The sequence below is a fragment of the Phenylobacterium sp. CCH9-H3 genome (genome assembly GCF_001557235.1).
Lineage (GTDB): Bacteria > Pseudomonadota > Alphaproteobacteria > Caulobacterales > Caulobacteraceae > Phenylobacterium.
Window position 1 is genome coordinate 1 of sequence record NZ_LSJI01000034.1, and the last position, 17,809, is coordinate 17,809.

18 protein-coding genes are annotated in these 17,809 nt (G+C 70.4%); 9 read left to right on the forward strand and 9 right to left on the reverse strand.

The window, feature by feature from the left end; genetic code table 11:
- Together AX721_RS02745 and AX721_RS02750 are read right to left on the reverse strand one after the other, a co-directional pair.
- Positions 1-730, reverse strand: a 730-nt coding sequence (locus tag AX721_RS02745) for a M23 family metallopeptidase (RefSeq protein WP_231754698.1), incomplete at its 3' end; no start/stop codon positions are given.
- A 40-nt stretch (positions 731-770) separates the two neighbouring features.
- Positions 771-1,514 (reverse strand): sulfotransferase domain-containing protein, encoded by a 744-nt coding sequence (locus tag AX721_RS02750; RefSeq protein ID WP_068874457.1) that lies wholly within the window; start codon positions 1,512-1,514, stop codon positions 771-773.
- Between the two features lie 106 nt (positions 1,515-1,620).
- On the opposite strand from AX721_RS02750, the gene rfbF reads away from it, so the two are divergent.
- The 7 genes from rfbF to AX721_RS02785 are packed head-to-tail and all read left to right on the forward strand — an operon-like array spanning position 1,621 to position 7,118.
- Entirely contained in the window at positions 1,621-2,388 is a 768-nt protein-coding gene (gene rfbF, locus AX721_RS02755; RefSeq protein ID WP_068874459.1) for a glucose-1-phosphate cytidylyltransferase, read from the forward strand.
- Positions 2,376-3,431 carry a CDP-glucose 4,6-dehydratase gene (gene rfbG, locus AX721_RS02760; protein WP_068874489.1) on the forward strand — a complete coding sequence of 352 codons (1,056 nt, stop codon included), beginning with the start codon at positions 2,376-2,378 and terminating at the stop codon, positions 3,429-3,431. The genes rfbF and rfbG overlap by 13 nt, the downstream gene beginning before the upstream one ends.
- Complete coding sequence (locus AX721_RS02765) at positions 3,428-4,660, forward strand: class I SAM-dependent methyltransferase (protein WP_068874461.1); 1,233 nt, start codon at positions 3,428-3,430, stop codon at positions 4,658-4,660. Before rfbG ends, AX721_RS02765 begins: the two co-directional genes overlap by 4 nt.
- Entirely contained in the window at positions 4,660-5,190 is a 531-nt protein-coding gene (gene rfbC / locus AX721_RS02770; RefSeq protein WP_068874465.1) for a dTDP-4-dehydrorhamnose 3,5-epimerase, read from the forward strand. The genes AX721_RS02765 and rfbC overlap by 1 nt, the downstream gene beginning before the upstream one ends.
- Positions 5,183-5,674: a DapH/DapD/GlmU-related protein gene (locus tag AX721_RS02775; protein ID WP_068874467.1), complete on the forward strand. Its 492-nt coding sequence runs from the start codon at positions 5,183-5,185 to the stop codon at positions 5,672-5,674. The genes rfbC and AX721_RS02775 overlap by 8 nt, the downstream gene beginning before the upstream one ends.
- A complete protein-coding gene (locus tag AX721_RS02780; RefSeq protein WP_068874468.1) occupies positions 5,671-6,468 on the forward strand; it encodes an NAD(P)-dependent oxidoreductase in 798 nt (265 codons plus the stop codon). The genes AX721_RS02775 and AX721_RS02780 overlap by 4 nt, the downstream gene beginning before the upstream one ends.
- Positions 6,465-7,118 carry a hypothetical protein gene (locus AX721_RS02785; protein WP_068874470.1) on the forward strand — a complete coding sequence of 218 codons (654 nt, stop codon included), beginning with the start codon at positions 6,465-6,467 and terminating at the stop codon, positions 7,116-7,118. Before AX721_RS02780 ends, AX721_RS02785 begins: the two co-directional genes overlap by 4 nt.
- Here the strand turns inward: AX721_RS02785 and AX721_RS02790 are convergent.
- The 3 genes from AX721_RS02790 to AX721_RS02800 are packed head-to-tail and all read right to left on the reverse strand — an operon-like array spanning position 7,115 to position 10,378.
- Positions 7,115-9,391 (reverse strand): tetratricopeptide repeat protein, encoded by a 2,277-nt coding sequence (locus AX721_RS02790; protein ID WP_068874472.1) that lies wholly within the window; start codon positions 9,389-9,391, stop codon positions 7,115-7,117. The genes AX721_RS02785 and AX721_RS02790 overlap by 4 nt on opposite strands.
- A 36-nt stretch (positions 9,392-9,427) precedes the next feature.
- Positions 9,428-9,721, reverse strand: coding sequence for a SemiSWEET family sugar transporter (locus tag AX721_RS02795; RefSeq protein ID WP_068874474.1), 294 nt, complete (start codon positions 9,719-9,721; stop codon positions 9,428-9,430).
- Positions 9,722-9,727: 6 nt separating this feature from the next.
- The gene (locus AX721_RS02800) at positions 9,728-10,378 is read right to left on the reverse strand and encodes a sensor histidine kinase (RefSeq protein ID WP_068874476.1); all 651 of its coding nucleotides are present in this window, start codon (positions 10,376-10,378) and stop codon (positions 9,728-9,730) included.
- A gap of 156 nt (positions 10,379-10,534) precedes the next feature.
- On the opposite strand from AX721_RS02800, the gene purD reads away from it, so the two are divergent.
- Positions 10,535-11,800 (forward strand): phosphoribosylamine--glycine ligase, encoded by a 1,266-nt coding sequence (purD, locus tag AX721_RS02805; RefSeq protein WP_068874479.1) that lies wholly within the window; start codon positions 10,535-10,537, stop codon positions 11,798-11,800.
- Position 11,801: 1 nt separating this feature from the next.
- Here the strand turns inward: purD and AX721_RS02810 are convergent, their stop codons facing one another.
- Both AX721_RS02810 and AX721_RS02815 read right to left on the reverse strand, forming a co-directional pair.
- Positions 11,802-13,865, reverse strand: coding sequence for a M13 family metallopeptidase (locus AX721_RS02810; RefSeq protein ID WP_082765635.1), 2,064 nt, complete (start codon positions 13,863-13,865; stop codon positions 11,802-11,804).
- A 65-nt stretch (positions 13,866-13,930) separates the two neighbouring features.
- Complete coding sequence (locus AX721_RS02815) at positions 13,931-14,410, reverse strand: SRPBCC domain-containing protein (RefSeq protein ID WP_156466973.1); 480 nt, start codon at positions 14,408-14,410, stop codon at positions 13,931-13,933.
- 69 nt (positions 14,411-14,479) lie between these two features.
- Between AX721_RS02815 and AX721_RS02820 the strand changes: the two genes are divergently transcribed.
- Complete coding sequence (locus AX721_RS02820; protein WP_068874485.1) at positions 14,480-15,562, forward strand: phosphotransferase family protein; 1,083 nt, start codon at positions 14,480-14,482, stop codon at positions 15,560-15,562.
- Between the two features lie 95 nt (positions 15,563-15,657).
- Here the strand turns inward: AX721_RS02820 and lpxK are convergent, their stop codons facing one another.
- Both lpxK and AX721_RS02830 read right to left on the reverse strand, forming a co-directional pair.
- The gene (lpxK, locus tag AX721_RS02825) at positions 15,658-16,647 is read right to left on the reverse strand and encodes a tetraacyldisaccharide 4'-kinase (RefSeq protein ID WP_068874486.1); all 990 of its coding nucleotides are present in this window, start codon (positions 16,645-16,647) and stop codon (positions 15,658-15,660) included.
- A partial coding sequence (locus AX721_RS02830; protein ID WP_068874487.1) for a 3-deoxy-D-manno-octulosonic acid transferase occupies positions 16,644-17,809 on the reverse strand: 1,166 nt, incomplete at its 5' end. The genes AX721_RS02830 and lpxK, both read right to left, overlap by 4 nt.

Sequence of the window (17,809 nt, forward strand, 5' to 3'; positions counted from 1 at the left end):
TGACCGGACTCAGCCCGCCCGCCTCCAGCTGTTCCATGGTGATCGCCGCATTGGTGAACCCGCCATTGAGCACCAGGCCGGGCCGGTAGCTCATCCTGGCGCGGGCAGCGGCGCTCCACAGCCCCGTCTGGGCGCCGCAGGCCTCCGGCCGCGTCATGTCAGGCGCGAACGGGTCGACGATCTGGCCTGCGTGGCGCACCGTGAGGTGCAGGTGCGGGAACTCGGTGTTTCCGGAAAGGCCGACGCGGCCGAGCGGCGTGCCCGCCACGACCGTATCGCCCTGCTTCACGACGATACTGCCCTTGGCCATGTGGCAGTACTGGGTCTCCCAACCGGCGCCGTGATCCACCACGACGCCGTTGCCGCATTCCTGATTGGCGACCGAGGGAGCCCCAGGCGCCCGCACCGAAATGTCCGCCACGCCATCCCGAAGCCGGGTCACGCGCCCGGGGGCGGCCGCCAGCACGGCGACGCCGCGGCGCTGGGCGGCCATGTCGGGCAGGCGGATGTCGATGCCCGTGTGCTTCTCGTAGGTCTGAAGGCCGCAGCGATAGTCGCGCGTTCCAGGCCCGGGGTCGCGGTCCACGTAGTGCTGGATCTCGCAGGTGCGACCCAGCTCGCACGCGAGGGGAAACGAGAGCGAGGGCTGGCCCTGGGCTCCCGTCGCGGCGGGGACCAGGATCGCAGACGCGCCGGCTGCGGCGAGCGAGGCGAGGACGATGCGCTTCATGACCCTCAGCCTCGCGGCCCCTGGCGGCGAAACCATGGCTCTAGCTGAAACGCAGGCCGGTGAGCGCGGCCAGCCGGTCGGCATCGGCGGCGTAGACCTGGCGCAGGTGGTCGATATCGCCGGAGGTGAGGTCCGAGGGATAGTCCATCTCCCGGCCCACATGCACCTCGCGCGGAGAGGGCGCATGGCCCGGCGAGAGGCCCAGGAATCTGCGCACCTTCGCCAGCGTCGCGGCAGGGTCCGCGCGCAGCTGGTCTGATGTCAGCACCAGCACCTGGGTCCTGGGGAACAGCGCGTAGAGCCGCTCCATCTGCTCGCCGTAGAAGCCGCGCTCCACATAGGAGTACTCGCGGTGATGGCCCCAGGGGTCGGAATCGAACAGCCGCTGGCGACCCTCCCGGATGCACCAGGCGAAGGGATGGGGCTCCACGCCCCGGGCATATTCCATCCTCCAGTGCGACCACGCTCGCTGGATCGGGTCGCGCAGAACGACGATCAGCTTCATGGCGGGGTTGTAGGCGGCGATCCGCTCCAGGCAGTTGGGCCAGTAGACATAGATCGGCGTGGCCTCGCCGCACGGCCGGCCCGCCGGCTCCGGAAAGCGGGCGTGGTAGTCGGCATAGTCGGGCCGGGCCCAGTCGCGCCGATCGTCGTCGAAGAAGTGCAGTTCCTTGAACTGGGCCAGGGCGATGTCGGGATAGTCGCCCAGATAGTCGAACAGCGCCGTCGTTCCGCCCTTCTGGACGCCGGCGATCACGAAGCTGACGAGGGGCGCGTGGGCCATGGCCTCCCTTCTCGCGCCGCGGCGTTCCGCGCAAGCGGCTTCGAATTCGGCGAGTTACCCGCTAAGACGGCCTTCGAGGCGCGGGCGCCGCGCGAGAAGGCAGGACATGAAGACGGTTATCCTGGCGGGTGGGCTCGGCACGCGTATCTCTGAAGAGAGTCACCTCAAGCCGAAGCCGATGATCGAGATCGGCGGCCGCCCGATCCTCTGGCACATCATGAAGCTCTACTCGCACTATGGCTTCAACGAGTTCGTCGTGTGCCTGGGCTACAAGGGCTATGTGGTGAAGGAGTACTTCGCCAACTACGTGCTTCACAACGCGGACCTGACCGTCGACCTGGCCAAGGGCGCGATCGAGTATCACGCGACGAATCACGAGCCGTGGCGCGTGACGCTGGTGGAAACGGGCGAGGCGACCATGACCGGCGGCCGGCTGAAGCGGGTGGCGCAGTACCTCACGCCCGGCGAGCCGTTCTTCCTCACCTATGGCGATGGCGTTTCGGACGTGGACCTGCGGTCGCTCGCCGACTTCCACCTTGCGCATGGCAAGGACGCGACGATCACCGCCGTGGCCCCGCCGGGGCGCTATGGCGCGCTGGAGATCGAGGCGGGCCACGTGCAGCGCTTCGTGGAGAAGCCGCCCGGTGACAACGGCCTGATCAACGGCGGCTTCTTCGTGCTGGACCCCAAGGTGGTCGACCGCATCGACGGCGACGCCACGGTCTGGGAACAGCAGCCGCTGGAAGGCCTGGCGGCGGACGGCCAGCTGATGGCCTACCGCCATGACGGCTTCTGGGCGGCGATGGACACCCTGCGCGACAAGAACCACCTCGAGGCGCTGTGGGCGTCCGGCGAGGCGCCGTGGCGGCGGTAAACCCGGCGTTCTGGTCCGGCAAGAGCGTCCTGCTGACCGGCCATACGGGCTTCAAGGGCTCGTGGGCGGCGATCTGGCTCAGCCGGATGGGGGCGGAGGTGACCGGCCTCGCCCTGCCGCCGGATCAGACTCCCGCCCTATTCGCCCTGGCCGGCGTCGAACGGCGCATCACCTCGCGGTTCGTTGACCTGCGCAATCCTGCGGCCGTGGCGGCCGCCGTCGGCGGTCACTCGTTCGACATCGTCCTGCACATGGCCGCCCAGCCAATCGTGCGGGCTTCGGTCGAAGACCCCATCGGGACGTTCCAGACCAACGTCATGGGCACGGCGCACCTGATGCAGGCGCTGCGTCGGCAGGAGGCGTTGCAGGCCGTCCTGGCGATCACCTCGGACAAGGTCTACGCCAACAACGACGCAGGCCGCGCCTTCGTCGAGAGCGACAACCTGGGCGGCAAGGATCCCTATTCCGCGTCCAAGGCCGCCACCGAGATCGTCGTCCAGAGCTTCGCGAAGAGCTATTTCCAGTCCGTGCCGGTGGGCACGGCGCGGGGCGGCAATGTGATCGGCGGCGGAGATTTCTCCCGCGACCGCCTGGTGGCCGACATCGTCCGCGCGGCGCGCGGCGGCGGGCCCGTCGTCCTGCGCCACCCCGAGGCCACTCGGCCCTGGCAGCACGTGCTGGACTGCCTGGCCGGCTATTTCCGTCTGGCCGAGGCGCTGGCCACCGATCCTGCCACGCCCCGCGCGGTGAACTTCGGCCCCCGCCCCGGCGGTCCCGAGGTCAGCGTGGGCGAGCTCGCCACCCTGGGCGTGCAGGCGTTGGGGGGGCAGCCGTGGCGCCACGAGCCGGATCCGGGCTCGCTGGAGGCCAAGACCCTGGCTATCGATGCGACGCTGGCGCGGACGGCCCTGGGCTTCGAAAGCCGGATCGATGCGCCCGAGGCGGTCGCCCTGACGATGGACTGGTATCGGCGCCAGGCGGGGGGCGAGGATGCGCTCGCCTTGTGCCTGGAGCAGATCGAGGGCTACGAAGGCCGGCCATGAGTCTCTGCCGCTTCTGCCGCTCGCCGCTGACCCGCACCTTCCTGGACCTGGGCGACCAGCCGCTGGCCAACGGCTACCTGACGGCCGATCAGCTGGCGGCCGGGAACGAGCCGGTGTTCCCGCTGAACACCATGGTCTGCGACGCCTGCTTCCTGGTCCAGGCCGACCACGAGGTGCCCGCCGAGGCGATCTTCGACGAAGGCTACGCCTATTTCTCGTCCTTCTCCCCCGGCTGGGTGGAGCACGCGCGCCGCTATGCCGATGCGATGGTCGAGCGCTTCGGCCTGGGGCCGCAGTCCCTGGTGGTCGAGGTGGCCAGCAACGACGGCTATCTGCTCAAGCACTTCCTGGCCAAGGACATCCCGGTTCTGGGTATCGAGCCCACCGCCAACACGGCCGAGGCCGCCCGCGCCATCGGCGTGCGGACGGACGTGGTCTTCTTCAACGCCGAGACCGGCCGCAACCTCGCCGCCCGCGGCGACCGCGCCGACCTGATGGCGGCCAACAACGTCCTGGCCCACGTGCCCGACCTCAACGCCTTCGTGGCCGGCTTCCGCGAGGTGCTCAAGCCGCAGGGCGTGCTGACGTTCGAATTCCCGCACCTCCTGAACCTGATCCAGCTGGTGCAGTTCGATACGATCTACCACGAGCACTATTCGTATCTGTCGCTGCTGGCGGTGGAACAGGTGCTGGCGGCTCATGGCCTGCGGGTGTTCGACGTCGAGCAACTGACGACCCACGGCGGCTCGCTGCGCCTCTTCTGCTGCCACCAGGCTGCAGGATACGAGGAGACGGACGGCCTGCGCGCCGTGCGGGCCGCGGAGGCCGCGGCGGGCCTGAACCGGGCCGAGACGTACGACGGGTTCACCGCCCGGGTGGAGGCCGTCTGCGACAGCTTCCTGGCGTTCCTGGCGACCGCGAAGGACGAGGGCAGGGTGATCGCAGCCTATGGCGCGGCGGCCAAGGGCAACACATTCCTGAACTACTGCGGCGTGACCTCGAGCCAGATCCTGGAGGCCTACGACGCCAACCCCGCCAAGCAGGGCCGCTACCTGCCCGGCAGCCAGGTGCCGATCCGCGCCCCGGAGGCGGTAAAGGCCTCCCGCCCTGATTACGTCCTGATCCTGCCCTGGAACCTGACGGACGAGATCACGCGGCAGCTGGCCTTCATCGCCGACTGGGGCGGGCGCTTCGTCGTGGCCTCGCCGGTCACGCGGATTCTCGACTGATGCGTTTCGCGCCCACGGAAATCGCGGGCGTCGTCCGCGTCGAGGCCCAAGCGCATGTCGACGACCGGGGCCTGTTCGCGCGGCTGCATTGTCCGGAAGAGTTCGCCGCCGCCGGCATGGCGTTCGAGCCGGTGCAGACCAGTCTCTCGCGCAACACACACGTCCATACCCTGCGCGGCCTGCACTACCAGCCAGCGCCCCACGCCGAGACCAAGCTGGTGCGGGTAATCCGGGGCCGGGCGTTCGACGTGGCAGTCGACCTGCGTCCCGCCAGCCCCACCTACCGCCGCTGGACCGCCGCGGAGCTGTCGGCCGAGAACCTCGTGGCGCTGTTCATCCCGGAGGGCGTCGCCCACGGCTTCCTGACGCTGGAGCCCGATACCGACGTGCTCTACCAGATCGCGCCCGCCTACCGGCCGGGCCACGCGGCGGGCGTGCGCTGGGACGATCCGGCGTTCGGAATCGCCTGGCCGGCGGCGCCCGCGTTGATGTCGCCCGCCGACGCCGCCTATCCTGACCACGATGCTTAGGATCGATCCCACGGCCCGCATCTCGCCGATGGCCGACATCGAGGAGTCCGTGCGCGGCACGCTCATCGAGATCGGGCCGCGCGTGATGATCGACAGCTTTGTGAAGATCAAGCCGGCCGGCGGCTCCGGCGACGTCGTCATCGGCGCCGACACCGCGATCAACTCCGGCACGGTGATCTACACCGGCAACGGCGTGCGGATCGGCCAAGGCGTGGCGATCGCCGCCAACTGCACGCTGGCGCCCACCAACCACGCCATCGCCGACCGGGATCGCATGATCAAGGACCAGGGCTTCCAGCCCTCGAAGGGCGGCATCGTCATCGAGGACGACGTCTGGCTGGGGTCCGGCGTGGTCCTGCTGGACGGGGCGACCATCCGCAAGGGCGCGGTGATCGCCGCCGGCGCCGTGGTGCGCGGCGAGGTGGAAGCCTACGCCATCTACGGCGGCGTGCCGGCGCGGCGCATCGGCGAACGCGGGACATGACCGTCACCGTCCTGGGCGCCCAGGGCTTCGTGGGCCGCCGGCTGGCCGCGCGCCTGGCCGCCGCCGGCGAGACGCCCTGGACCCCGACCCGAGGCGACCCGACGCTGCTCACGCGCGATCTGGGGACCGTCTACTACTGCGCCGGCCTGACAGCGGACTACGACCGCCGGCCGTTCGACACCGTGGAGGCTCACGCCAGCCTGCTGAACGAGATCCTGCGCGCGGATCGTTTCGAACGCATCGTCTACTGCTCGTCCACCCGCCTCTACGACGGCGCGCTCCGGCCGGAGGTCGATGAGACCACGCCGCTGGTGTTCGACCTCACCGACCCGCGCCGGGTGTACGACCTGTCCAAGGCGCTGGGCGAGAACCTCACCCTGACGCGGGCCGGCGGACGCGGCGTGGTGGCCCGGCTGGCCAATGTCTACGACTGGGCGCCCGGCGCGCCCGGCTTCCTGTCCGAGTGGCTGGCCCAGGCCTCGGAGCGCCGCGACCTGACGCTGGAGTCCAGCCCGCACATCCGCCGCGACTACATCCACCTGGACGACACCGTCGACGCCCTGGTCGCCATCGCCGGTCAGGCGGGCATCTACAACTTGGCCAGCGGCGAGCTCGTCTCGAATTCGGAGATCGCCGAGGTTTTCCGCGTGGCGGGCTGGTCGGTGCGGTTCACGGGGGAAGGCGATCCGCCGCCACCGCCCAACACCTCGGCGGTGCGGCTGGCTGAGCTTGGCGTTCGCGCCCGGCCGGTGAAGGATGTGGTGCGCGCCTACCTCGAAGGATTGAAAGCTTGAAGCTCGTCGACCACACCCGTGAGAGCCTGCTCGGCTACCTCACCGCGCAGTGCGCCCACGTCGTGCCCGACGGCCGCGAGGCCCAGTTCCGGAAACTGGCCGACGCCCACCTCGACCAGGCCCTGGAGCGGATGCACGTCTGCATCAACGCCTGCGCGCCCTGGCGGCCGGATCAGTTCAACGTGCTGCAGTCCTCGCAGCATTGCATCTTCCTGTACTTCCTCTCCAACACGATCTGGAAGGAAAGCGGAGACGCCGCCGCCCCGACCCGGCTGTTCCTGATGAACAAGGCCTTCAACGGCATCGACCTGTTCTACGAAATCGCCATGCCGCCCGTGTTCTACATCGGCCACAGCGTGGGCATCGTCCTGGCCAAGGCGACCTACGGCAACTTCCTGGTGCTCTACCAGAACGCCACGGTCGGCCGGCACAAGGCGGACATCCCGGTGATCGGCGAGGGCGTGGTGATCTATCCCAACTCCTGCGTCATCGGCCGATCGGTCGTGGAAGACGGCGCGGTGGTGAGCCAGGGAACCCGCGTTGTGAACCGTCACGTGCCCAAGGGGCAGGTCGCCTTCAACGGCGAAGGCGGCCAGCTCACGCTGCGCCCCGGCGCGCCGGACCTGCTGGACGAGTATTTCCGCCGCTAGCTCCGCACCGCCTTGGCGATCATGTCGTAGAAGTCGCGGGCGAACTGCTCGCGCTGGCCGAGCGGGCCGTTGCGCATGTTGTCCCGCAGCGTCCGCCGCAGCGTGAGGCGCCGGTCCCGATCGCCGGCGAGATCCACCGCGATCCTCAGGAACTCTTCCGGATCGCTCGTCGCCAGATCCGGCGCGCCGCTGTTGATCAGGATCGACTGGCTGAGCCGCTCGTAGAACGCGGGCCCGACGAGGCTGACCACCGGAACGCCCATCCACAGGGCTTCCGTGGTGGTCGTGCCACCCGTCAGCGGGAAGGTGTCGAGGGTGATGTCCACCTCGTTGTAGTAGGGCAGGTGCGCGCCGCGGATGACGTGGAAGACCACGCGATCTTCCGAGACGCCCTCGGCGGCGAATTCCTTGATGATGTTGTTGCGGAACGTCGCGCCGCCGCCTTCCGGGCGGATGAAGGCGAAACGGGAATTCGGGGTCGCGGCCACGACCCTCGCCCAGGCCCGCAGCATCTCGCGGGTATATTTGTGTGGGTTGTTCGCGGTGCCGTAGGTGATGAAGCCATTCTTGAGCTCAGGCGCCTCGGCGATCGGCGCAACATTCTCGAAGAAGCGCGTGCCCAAGGCGATCCAGCTCTTCGGCATCAGCAGCGGCTTTTCCAGCAGCAGTTCCGGCCGCGTGGGAAGGTTGTGCGTGTCACAGATGAAGTAGTCGATGTTCGACAGCCCCGCGGAGTGCGGATAGCCCAACCAGCTCGCCTGGAGCCGCGCCGGCTTGTACGCCATGACCTCCAGCTTGTTCATGTGGGTCGTGCCGCCAAGGTCGATCAGCATGTCCAGCTGGTCGGCGGCGATGCGCTCGGCCGCCTGGCCGATCCCCACATCCGGCCACCACCGGTAGCCCGCGATCCGCTGGGTGATGTAGCGCTGCGCGTCGTCTTCCGGGCCCGTGTAGTACGAGTAGACGAACACCTCGAACCGCTCGTTGTCGAGGTACTCGAACAACGGCATGGCGAAATAGCCCACCGGGTGGTGGCGTAGGTCTGACGACATGAAGCCGAGCCGGATCTTGCCGCCCGGTGGCCTGGGTGGCGGGCGCTTGATGGTGCGGCGGGCCGCCATGGCCTCTACTTCGCGGCCCCAGATACGGTGCTGTTCCATCAGCTCCTGGCGGTCGGCGTCGTTCTTCACCCGCGCGATCTGCTTGAGGAGCGCGGTGTGTCGGCCGCTCTGGGCCCAGCCGCGGCCGAGAGTCCGGAAGTCACCGACCTTGTCCAGCGCGTCGTAGTCGCAGACGCGGATGAACACCTCCGTCAGGACCTTCGTCGTGGTCTCGTTGAATTCGAGCGGCCGCGACAGCAGGGGAAGCGCGCGCCGGTAGGCGCGTTCGATGTTGTCGCCCTCGTCGCCCGTGCGCGTCCGCTCCAGGCTTTCGATGAAGGCGATCGCGTAGTCCATCTTCTGGGGATCGAGGTCGACCGCCTTCTCGAGGTAGACATTGCCCTCCTCCCGGTCGCGGTCCGCGATGAGCAGCCCCAGCTGATAGTGAAGCCAGGCAGCCTGAGGATTGGCCGGCAGCAAGCTCTTCAGGAAGGCTTCGGCGCCCGCGCTGTCGCCTGCCCGCCGCAGCACCATGGCCTTGGCTTCCAGCAGCCGATGCTCCCCCGGGTTGGCGGCGATGGCCTTGCCCAGGGCGTCGAGCGCCTCGGGCAGGCGGAACTCTTCGGTCAGCGTGCCCGCCAGATCGAGCCAGGCGTCGATATAGTTGCGCCGGATCGCCGTCGCCTGGCGGAAGCGGGAGATCCCCGGCTCCACCTTTCCCTGCTTCATCAGGGACCGGCCAAGCTGCCGCAGGTATTCGGCGTTCCGGGGATCGAGCCGGACCAGCTTGGAGAACACCGCCTCCGCGCGCTGGGCCTGGTTCAGGTCCAGCAGGACGTTGCCCATGTTCTGCTGGGCCGGGAGGCGCTTGGGGTCCAGCTTCACCGCCTGCTCGAGCACGCGCACGGCGTCGGCCTCTCGGCGCAGTTTACGCAGGAGGACGCCGCGGATGTTCATGAGCTCGTAATCGCGCGGAGACCGCTCCAGGCCCTGCGCCGCAACCGTTTCGCCCTCGGCATAGCGCCGCGCCGTGTAGAGCTGGGCCGCAAGGACGCGGTAGACCGACGCCGGCCGGGCCGGGTCCTCGGCTATGGCCGCGATCAGATGCTGGATCGCCTCTTCCGCGCGTCCCGCATTCAACGCCGTCTGCGCCGCCGCCAACCGATCCGTCATGCCTCTACCTTGCAGGCCTCCATGCCCGCGAAGCACTTACGGCCCCGGCTTGCCCGTGGCTAGTCCGCCGCCCGATCCGTACCGCCATTTGAGCACCAGGATCGTGCCCGATAGCGCCAGGCACACCATGTTCGATCCGGCCACCGGCCAGCTGCCGATGAGAAAGCCGTAGGCGATCCAGAGCGAGAACCCGGTGACGGTCACGGCGTACATCTTGAGCGACACCGACGAGGCGTCGCGTTCGCGCCGGATCTTGGCGATCTGCGGCACGAAGCTGGTCATCGAGCACAGGGCGGCGCCCGTGCCGATGACGTCTGCGATGAGGGGCATGGGGCCTCAGGCCCGGGAAGCTGCGGTGTCCATGGGCACGCTAACGGAAAGGCTCAGCCCAGGTTGCGCCGCGGAGGTGTCGAGGCGTCCGCGAAGCTGCTGCGCCATGAGCTGGACGACCGTCAGGCCGAAGCCGGCGGAGGGCGCGCCGGGCGTCATCCCGACCCCCTCGTCCGAAACGGTAAGGTCGAAGCCAGCGCCTGTCCGGCGCACGACCACCCTGATCCGCCCCTTCCGGCCGTCCGGATAGGCGTGCCGCAGCGCATTGCCCACCATCTCGCTGACCAGCAGCGCCACGGGGGCGCCCTGCCGGCCGGGGATGGTGACCGCATCGAGGTCCAGGTCGATATCGACGCCCTCACGCCCGGCGGAGCCCGCCAGGTCGCCGACGATCTCGCGCACCAGGGCGGCGACCTCGACCTGTTCGGCTTCGTCGGTCCAGGTCACATGCCGATGCGCGACGCTGACCGCGGCCACCCGCTGCTGCACGGCCTTCAGTGCTTGCCGCGCCGCGTCGTCGGCCGCGCGCCGGCCCTGAAGCAGGACGATCGACGAGATCAGCTGCAGGGTGTTCTTGACCCTGTGCTCCACCTCGCGCGCCCGCTCGGCCTGGCGTTCGAGCGCCCGCTCCACGCTGTCGGTGTTCGGATCGGCCATCCCGTCTCCCGTCGTTTGGCCACGGCATTCGTATCATACTGGACGTTTAGGACGCTGGGGTGCGACTTGGCGCCGCCATTCGCATAACGTGGTACGGCGGAGCTGTCAGCCCGCCGCGCTTGACCAACGGCGGCCGTCACGCCAAAGCCGCCCGTCATGAACATCCTCCTTGTGGGCTCCGGCGGGCGTGAGCACGCGCTGGCGTGGAAGATCGCCGCCTCGCCGCTGGTCACGCGGCTGGTGGCGGCGCCCGGCAACCCGGGCATGGCTGCGCAATGCGAACTGCGCGACGTGGCGGCCACCGACGTCGAGGAGCTGGTGGCGCTGGCCCGGGAGATCGCGGCCGACCTGGTGGTGATCGGACCCGAGACGGCGGTGGCCGCGGGTCTGGGAGACGCCCTGGCGGCCGCCGCGATCCCCTGTTTCGGACCGAGCGCGCAGGCGGGACAACTGGAGTCCTCCAAGGCCTTCACCAAGGCGTTCTGCGACCGCTACGGACTGCCCACTTCGGCCTATGCGGTCTGCGAGAACGCGCCGGCCGCCAAGGCGGCGCTGGACCGGTTCGAGCCGCCCTATGTGATCAAGGCCGACGGGTTGGCGGCGGGGAAGGGCGTCGTGATCGCGGGCGAGCGGGCGGAGGCCGAGGCGGCCATCGACGACGCCTTCGGAGGCCGCTTCGGAGAAGCCGGCGCACGCGTCGTGATCGAGGAGTTCCTGGACGGCGAGATCGGCTCGCTGTTCGCCCTCTGCGACGGCAAGGACTCGATGATCTTCGGATGGGTCCAGGACCACAAGCGCGCCTTCGATGGAGAGCAGGGCCCGAACACGGGGGGCATGGGGACCTATTCGCCCGCGCCGGTCTTCACGCCGGAGCTGGTGGAACAGGTGCGCCAGCGGCTGGTCGAGCCGGCCTTCGCCGGGATCGCCGCCGAAGGCGCGCCCTATCGCGGCGTGCTGTTCGTCGAGTTGATGGCCACGCGGCACGGGCCCAAGCTGGTGGAGTTCAACGTCCGCTTCGGCGACCCCGAGTGCCAGGTCCTGATGCTGCGGCTCGAGAGCGACCTGGTGCCCTATCTCGTGGCCTGCGCCCGCGGGACGCTGGCGGCGATGCCGCCTCCGGTGTGGCGCGACGAGTCCGCGGTCTGCGTGGTGCTCGCGGCGAAGGGCTACCCCGACGCCCCGGCGAAGGGCGGAGAGATCCGCGGAGCCGATACGGACTTCGGCGCGGACACGCTGGTCCTCCACGCCGGCACGACTCGCGACGCCGCCGGAACGCTGCGCGCCGCGGGAGGGCGGGTGCTGAACGTCTGCGCCCGAGGGCCCAACCTGCGCACGGCGCGCGACAAGGCCTATGCTGCCGTCGACGCCATCGACTTCCCGGACGGCTTCTGCCGGCGCGACATCGGCTGGCGCGCCCTCTAGGTCACCAGACCCGGATCCGGTCTTCCGGCGGGAGGTACGCGCTCTGCCCCGGCCTCACGTCGAAGGCGGCGTACCAGGCGTCGAGGTTGCGCACCTGGGCGGCCCGCCATTCGTTCGGCGCGTGGGGATCGGTCAGGATCTGCTGCCGCAGCGCGTCCTCCCGATGCACGGACCGCAGGACCTGGGCAAAGGACAGGAAGAACCGCTGGTCCCCGGTCAGCCCCGCCAGCACCGGCGCCGGCTTACCGCCCAGCGAGGCGCGGTAGGCATCATAGGCGAGCGCCAGCCCCGCGAGATCGCCGATGTTCTCGCCCACGGTCAGCAGGCCGTTGATGCGCAGCCCCGGCAGCGGCTCGTACCGGCTGTACTGCGCCACCAGCCCCGCGCCGGCGGTCCGGAACTTCGCCAGGTCCTCGGCCGACCACCAGTTGTCGAGCGCGCCCGTCTCGTCGAACTTGGCGCCCTGGTCGTCGAACTGGTGGCTGATCTCATGCCCGATCACACGGCCAATGGCGCCGTAGTTCACGGCCGGATCGGCGTTCGGGTCGAAGTTCGGCGGCTGCAGGTAGCCGGCCGGGAACATCACCTTGACCAGCGCCGCGTTGGACACGGCGTTCACGGACTGCGGGTTCATCGACCACTCGTTGCGGTCCACGGGCCGGCCCAGCTTTCCGAGCATCCGCGCGCGCTCGAAGGCCTGGGCGCGGAGCAGGTTGCCGAAGCCGTCGCCGGCCCTGACCTGCAAGGCCGAATAATCGCGCAGCGGCTGCTGGCCGCCGATCTCGATGCGCAGCCGCTGCAGCTTGGCCAGGGCGCGGGCCTTCGTGGGCGCCGTCATCCAGTCGAGCCGCGCGATCCTCTCCGCCATGGCGCGCTTCAGGTTCCGGGTCATCTCCGCGATCTGGGCGCGCGCGGCCGTTGGGAAGTGGCGCTGGAGGTAGATTTCGCCGACGGCGTGGCCCAGGGCGCGGTCGGTCTGGGTCACCGCTGTCTTCCACGTCGCCGGCATGTCGGGCGTGCCGCTCAGGGCGCGGGTGTAGGCGAAATCCTCCTCGCGGAAGGCGCGGGGCCCCACAGGGGCGAAGTTGCGGATGGTGCGGACCGCCAGGTAGTCGCGCCAGTCGGCCAGCGGGACCTCATTGGCCGCGGCGGCGGCCGCAGCGATGGCTTCCGGCTGGTTGACGATCAGGACCGGTTGGCCTTCGAGGCCGGCGGCTTTCATATACGCGTCCCAGTCGAGGCCGGGCGCCTGGGCGGCGAAGTCGGCGCGCGTGAATGGGTTGTAGCGCTTCTCGGCTTCGCGGTTGGCCACGCGGGTGCGGTGTCCGCGGGCGATCCGCTCTTCGAGCGCATAGACGCGGGCCGCGCGGCTCTCCGCGTCGTCGAAGCCGGCCAGGACGAACATCCGGGTCAGGTGGGCCCGATACGCCTGCCGCACCTTCAGGTTCGCGGGCCTGTCGACGAAGTAGTAGTCGCGGTCGGGCAGGCCGATGCCGCCCTGGGTCAGGCCGGCGATGTAGTGGTCCGGGCGCTTGATATCGATTCCCACGCCCGAGGTGACCGGACTCTGGGGCAGGGGCGAGGCGCCGTTCGGATTGGGCAGCGCCGCCCAGGACAGGAGGGCCAGTTCGCGGGCGAGGTCGGCCGACCCGGCGATGGCCGCCAGCCGGGCGAGCTCGGGCTTCAGCGGGTCGATCCCGAGTCGCTCGAGGCGCGCCTCGTCGACCCAGGCGCCGTAGTAGTCGGCGATCTTGCGGCCGTTCGCCGTGCCCAGCGCGCCGGCGCTTTCCATGATCGCCCGCGAGCGCCCCTGGGTGATGTCGTTGATCTGCGCGTTGGCGCCCCAGACGGCGCGGTCTGGCGGGATCGTCGCCGATCTGATCCAGGCGCCGTTGGCGTGGCGGTAGAAGTCGTCGCCAGGCGCCACCGTGGGGTCCATGGCGCTAAGGTCGAGTCCGAAGTCGCCGTATTCGGTCTTGCCCTTCGCCGGTGCGGCCAGGCTCGCCGGCCCTAGCAGCGGCGCAGCCATGAGACCGGCGCCGAACGCCCGTCGAGTGAACGCCATGGATACCCACCCCGCTGCCCGGGGGCGAGTGTGCGGCGTCGCGGCAGCGGCCGCAACGCCGCTGGTCAGGCCTCGGCCACCGCCCGTAGCCGGGGGAGGGCGACGGCGTGCCAGGCGTGGCCCAACCCGCCACGGACGTCCTCGGTTTCGTAGTCGTCGAACTGGTCCCAGCCGCTGTGGACCAGCCGCACGTGCGAGCCGCCGGGAATGTTCCGCAGCCGGATGTCCACGAAGGTGTCCGGCGTGTCCGGAAAGCCCCAGGAGAAGCTGAGCCGCCGCGGCGCGTCCAGCACCTCGATCCGGCAGGCGATGGCCCCTTCGACCTCGCCGGCCGCCCGGCGCTCGCGGCTGGGCTGGAGATAGAAGATATGGCCCACCTCGGGTCGGAACCGCAGGCACCCCATCCAGAGGGCGACCTGGGCCGGATCGGTGAGCGCCTGCCAGACCCGCTCGCGCGGCGCGGCGATCTCGATGATCGACTGGACGTCTTCCACCATGCTTCGGCTCTGAGGGGCGCGAGAGCCCGCGTCAAGCAGCGCGCTCACGCCTTGCTCCCTTAGGGGACGCCTCGCTAAAAGGGTTCAAACAACTGTAAGAACCCAAGGGGAACGCCCATGTCCGTGACCGCCGACGTCGCCGCCGAGCAGGCCCGAGAACAGGCCAATACGGGCACGAAGGAGGTGGCGGAAAGCCATCGCTTCGACGAGGCCGCCCTCGAAGCCTGGATGAAGGCCAACGTCGAAGGCTATGCCGGCCCGTTGGAGGTCCGCCAGTTCAAGGGGGGCCAGTCGAACCCCACCTACCAGCTGATCACGCCGGGCCGGAAGTATGTCCTGCGCCGCAAGCCGCCGGGCAAGCTTTTGCCTTCGGCTCATGCGGTGGATCGGGAGTTCCGGGTGATCTCGGCGCTCTACCCCACGGGCTTCCCGGTGGCGCGACCTTACGGCCTCTGCACCGACGACAGCGTGATCGGCACCTGGTTCTACGTGATGGACATGGTCGAGGGCCGGATCCTGTGGGACCAGAGCCTGCCGGCCTACGCGCCCGCCGAGCGCAACGCCATCTTCAGGGCCAAGATCAAGACCCTCGCCGACCTGCACAACACCGACTACGTGAAGGTGGGCCTGGAGGACTACGGCAAGCCGGGCAACTACATGTCGCGCCAGGTCGACCGCTGGACCAAGCAGTACAAGGCCTCCGAGACGGTCCATATTCCCGAGGTCGAGCGGCTGATCGAATGGCTGCCCAAGACCGTGCCGGCCCAGGAGCGGACCTCGATCGTCCACGGCGACTACCGCCTCGACAACATGATCTTCCACGCCACCGAGCCGCGCGTCGTGGCCGTGCTGGACTGGGAGCTGGGCACGCTGGGCGAGCCGCTGGCCGACTTCACCTATGTCCTGATGAACTGGATCAACGGGACGATCTCGACGATCCCGGACCTGAAGGCGCACGGCCTGCCGACCCTGGATGAGGCGGTGGAGTACTACTGCAGCCTGACCGGCCGCTCGGGACTGCACGACCTGAACTGGTTCTTCGCCTACAACGCCTTCCGGCTGGTGGGCATCCTGCAGGGGATCCTGGGCCGGGTCCGCGACGGCACGGCCAACCATCCCGACGCCGCCAACATGGCGCCTCGCGTGCAGAGCCTGGCCCAGATGAGCTGGGCCTACGCCCAGAAGGCCGGCGCCAAGTAGGGGGCGGGCGAAGGGCCTGGGCGGCTGCGAGCTCTGCATGCTCGAGGATATAGGCGACCGTTACGACACATCCGGTCGCATCCGCGCGCGGCGGCTCAGCGTGGGCGGCCGAGCAGGGCCTTCAGCGCCGGCTCATCCTGGAACACCGCGCGGACCGGCCAGGCGGCGACCTCGGCGCGCCAGGCGGGCGGCAGGCGGGCCCAGTCCTTCTCGGTCGTGACCAGGCCGGCGTCGAACTGGGCGGCGCGGTCCCTGAGCCGGCGCAGGGTGGCCTCGTCGTAGGCGAAGTGGTCGGGGAAGGGCCAGAAATCCCTGAGGTCGCAGCCGGCGGCCTGTAGCGCGCGCTCCACCTTCCAAGGCTTGCCGACGCCGGCGAAGCCGACCTGCGGGCCGGCGGGGGGCGGCGCGGCCGGCGCGAGGCGGGCCACCAGGACCGGGACGGCGGAGAGGGCGGCGAGGAGGTCCGGGTCCGGCGCCTCCAAGTCGCCGGGCAGCAGCACGACGGCGGCGTCGGCGCGAGCCACGCCCACCTTCAGGGGCTCGCGCATGGGGCCGGCCGGGAACACGCGGCCGTCGCCGAAGGGCCACTCGCCGTTCCGGGTCTCGCCGTCGATCACGACCAGCGACAGGGTTTTCAGCACCGACGGGTTCTGGTGGCCGTCGTCCATGACGATGACCTTGGCGCCGGCGCGGGCGGCGGCCAGGGCGCCGGCGGCGCGGTCGCGGGCGATCCACACCGGCAGGTCCTGGGCCAGCATCAGGGGCTCGTCGCCGACGTCGGCGGCGGTGTGGCGGGCAGGGTCGACCTGGACGGGACCGGCCAGCGCGCCGCCGTAGCCGCGGGAAAGCACCACGCCGCCCAGCCGCCGGGCGATCTCGCGCACGACCGGGGTCTTGCCCGTGCCGCCCACGGTGAGGTTGCCGACGCAGATGACCGGGACGCCGGGATCGACCGGACGGCCCTGGGCGATGCGGTGGGCGGTGGCGGCCGTCCAGACCAGCGACAGCGGCCACAGCAGCAGGCGCGCCACCGCGCCGGCCTTGCCGTCGCGGCTGTACCACCAGCGCGGGGTGGCGAGCTTCATGCGGGCAGCAACGGTTCGAGCCGGGCCAGGGCCTCGTCCAGCGCCGCGCCCTGGCGGCGGGCGTAGGCGAGGGCGGCCTCGCCCATGCGCCGGGCGATCGCCGGATTGGCCAGCAGTCCGCGGACGTGCCGTTCGAGGGCGGCCATGTCGGCAGCCTCGATCGCCGCGGCGTCGGCGAACAGGTCGGCGTAGGCGTCGGCGGCGTTGAAGGCGTGCGGGCCGGTCAGGATCGGCCGGCCGAGGCGGGCGGGCTCCATCGGGTTGTGGCCGCCGATGCCGGGGGCGAAGGCGCCGCCCATGATCACCGCATCCGCCAGGCGGAAGAACAGGCCGAGCTCGCCCAGGGTGTCGGCGAGGTAGACCGGGCCATCCGGCGCCTCGCCGGCGCTTCGGCGCGCGGCGCCCAGCTCGCGGGCCAGGTCCGCGCCGCGGTCGGGGTGGCGGGGGGCGATCACCAGCAGGGCGTCGGGGGCCGCGCGGCGCACCGCCTCCGCAATGGGGGCCTCCTCGCCGGGGTGAGTGCTGGCGGCGAGGACGACCTTGCGGCCGGCGATGGCGGCGCGCATCCGGCCCATCTCCGCCTCGTCGGCCGGCAAGGGCTCGCCCACCAGCTTGAGGTTCAGTCCGGGCCCCGGTGCGCCGCCCAGCCGCCGGATGCGATCCGCGGTGGCCGCGTCCTGCGGCAGGATCAGGTCGAAGGCGCCGATCAGGGTCCGCGCCGAGCCGGGCCAGCGGGCCCACCGCACGGCGCTGGCCTCGGTCATCCGGGCGGACAGCAGGGCCAGGCGGGTCCCGCGCGCCTTGGCCGTCAGGATCAGGTTGGGCCAGATCTCGCTTTCGACGAAGACCGCCAGGCCGGGCCGCCAGTGGTCCAGGAAGCGCCGCGCCGCGCCGGGCGTGTCCACCGGCGCGAACTGGTGGATCACGCCCTTCGGCAGGCGCGCGGCCAGGAGCCGGGCCGCCGTCACTGTGCCCGAGGTCACCAGCAGGCTGAGGCCCGGCCGGCGCGCCCTGAGCGCGGCGACCAGGGGCAGGAGGGAGGTGGTCTCGCCGACGCTGACGCCGTGGAGCCAGACGAGCGGGCCGGGCGGGCGGGCGGCGCCGGCGCGACCGAGGCGCTCGCCCAGCCGTTCCGGGTCCTCCTTGCCGCGGCGGGCGCGGC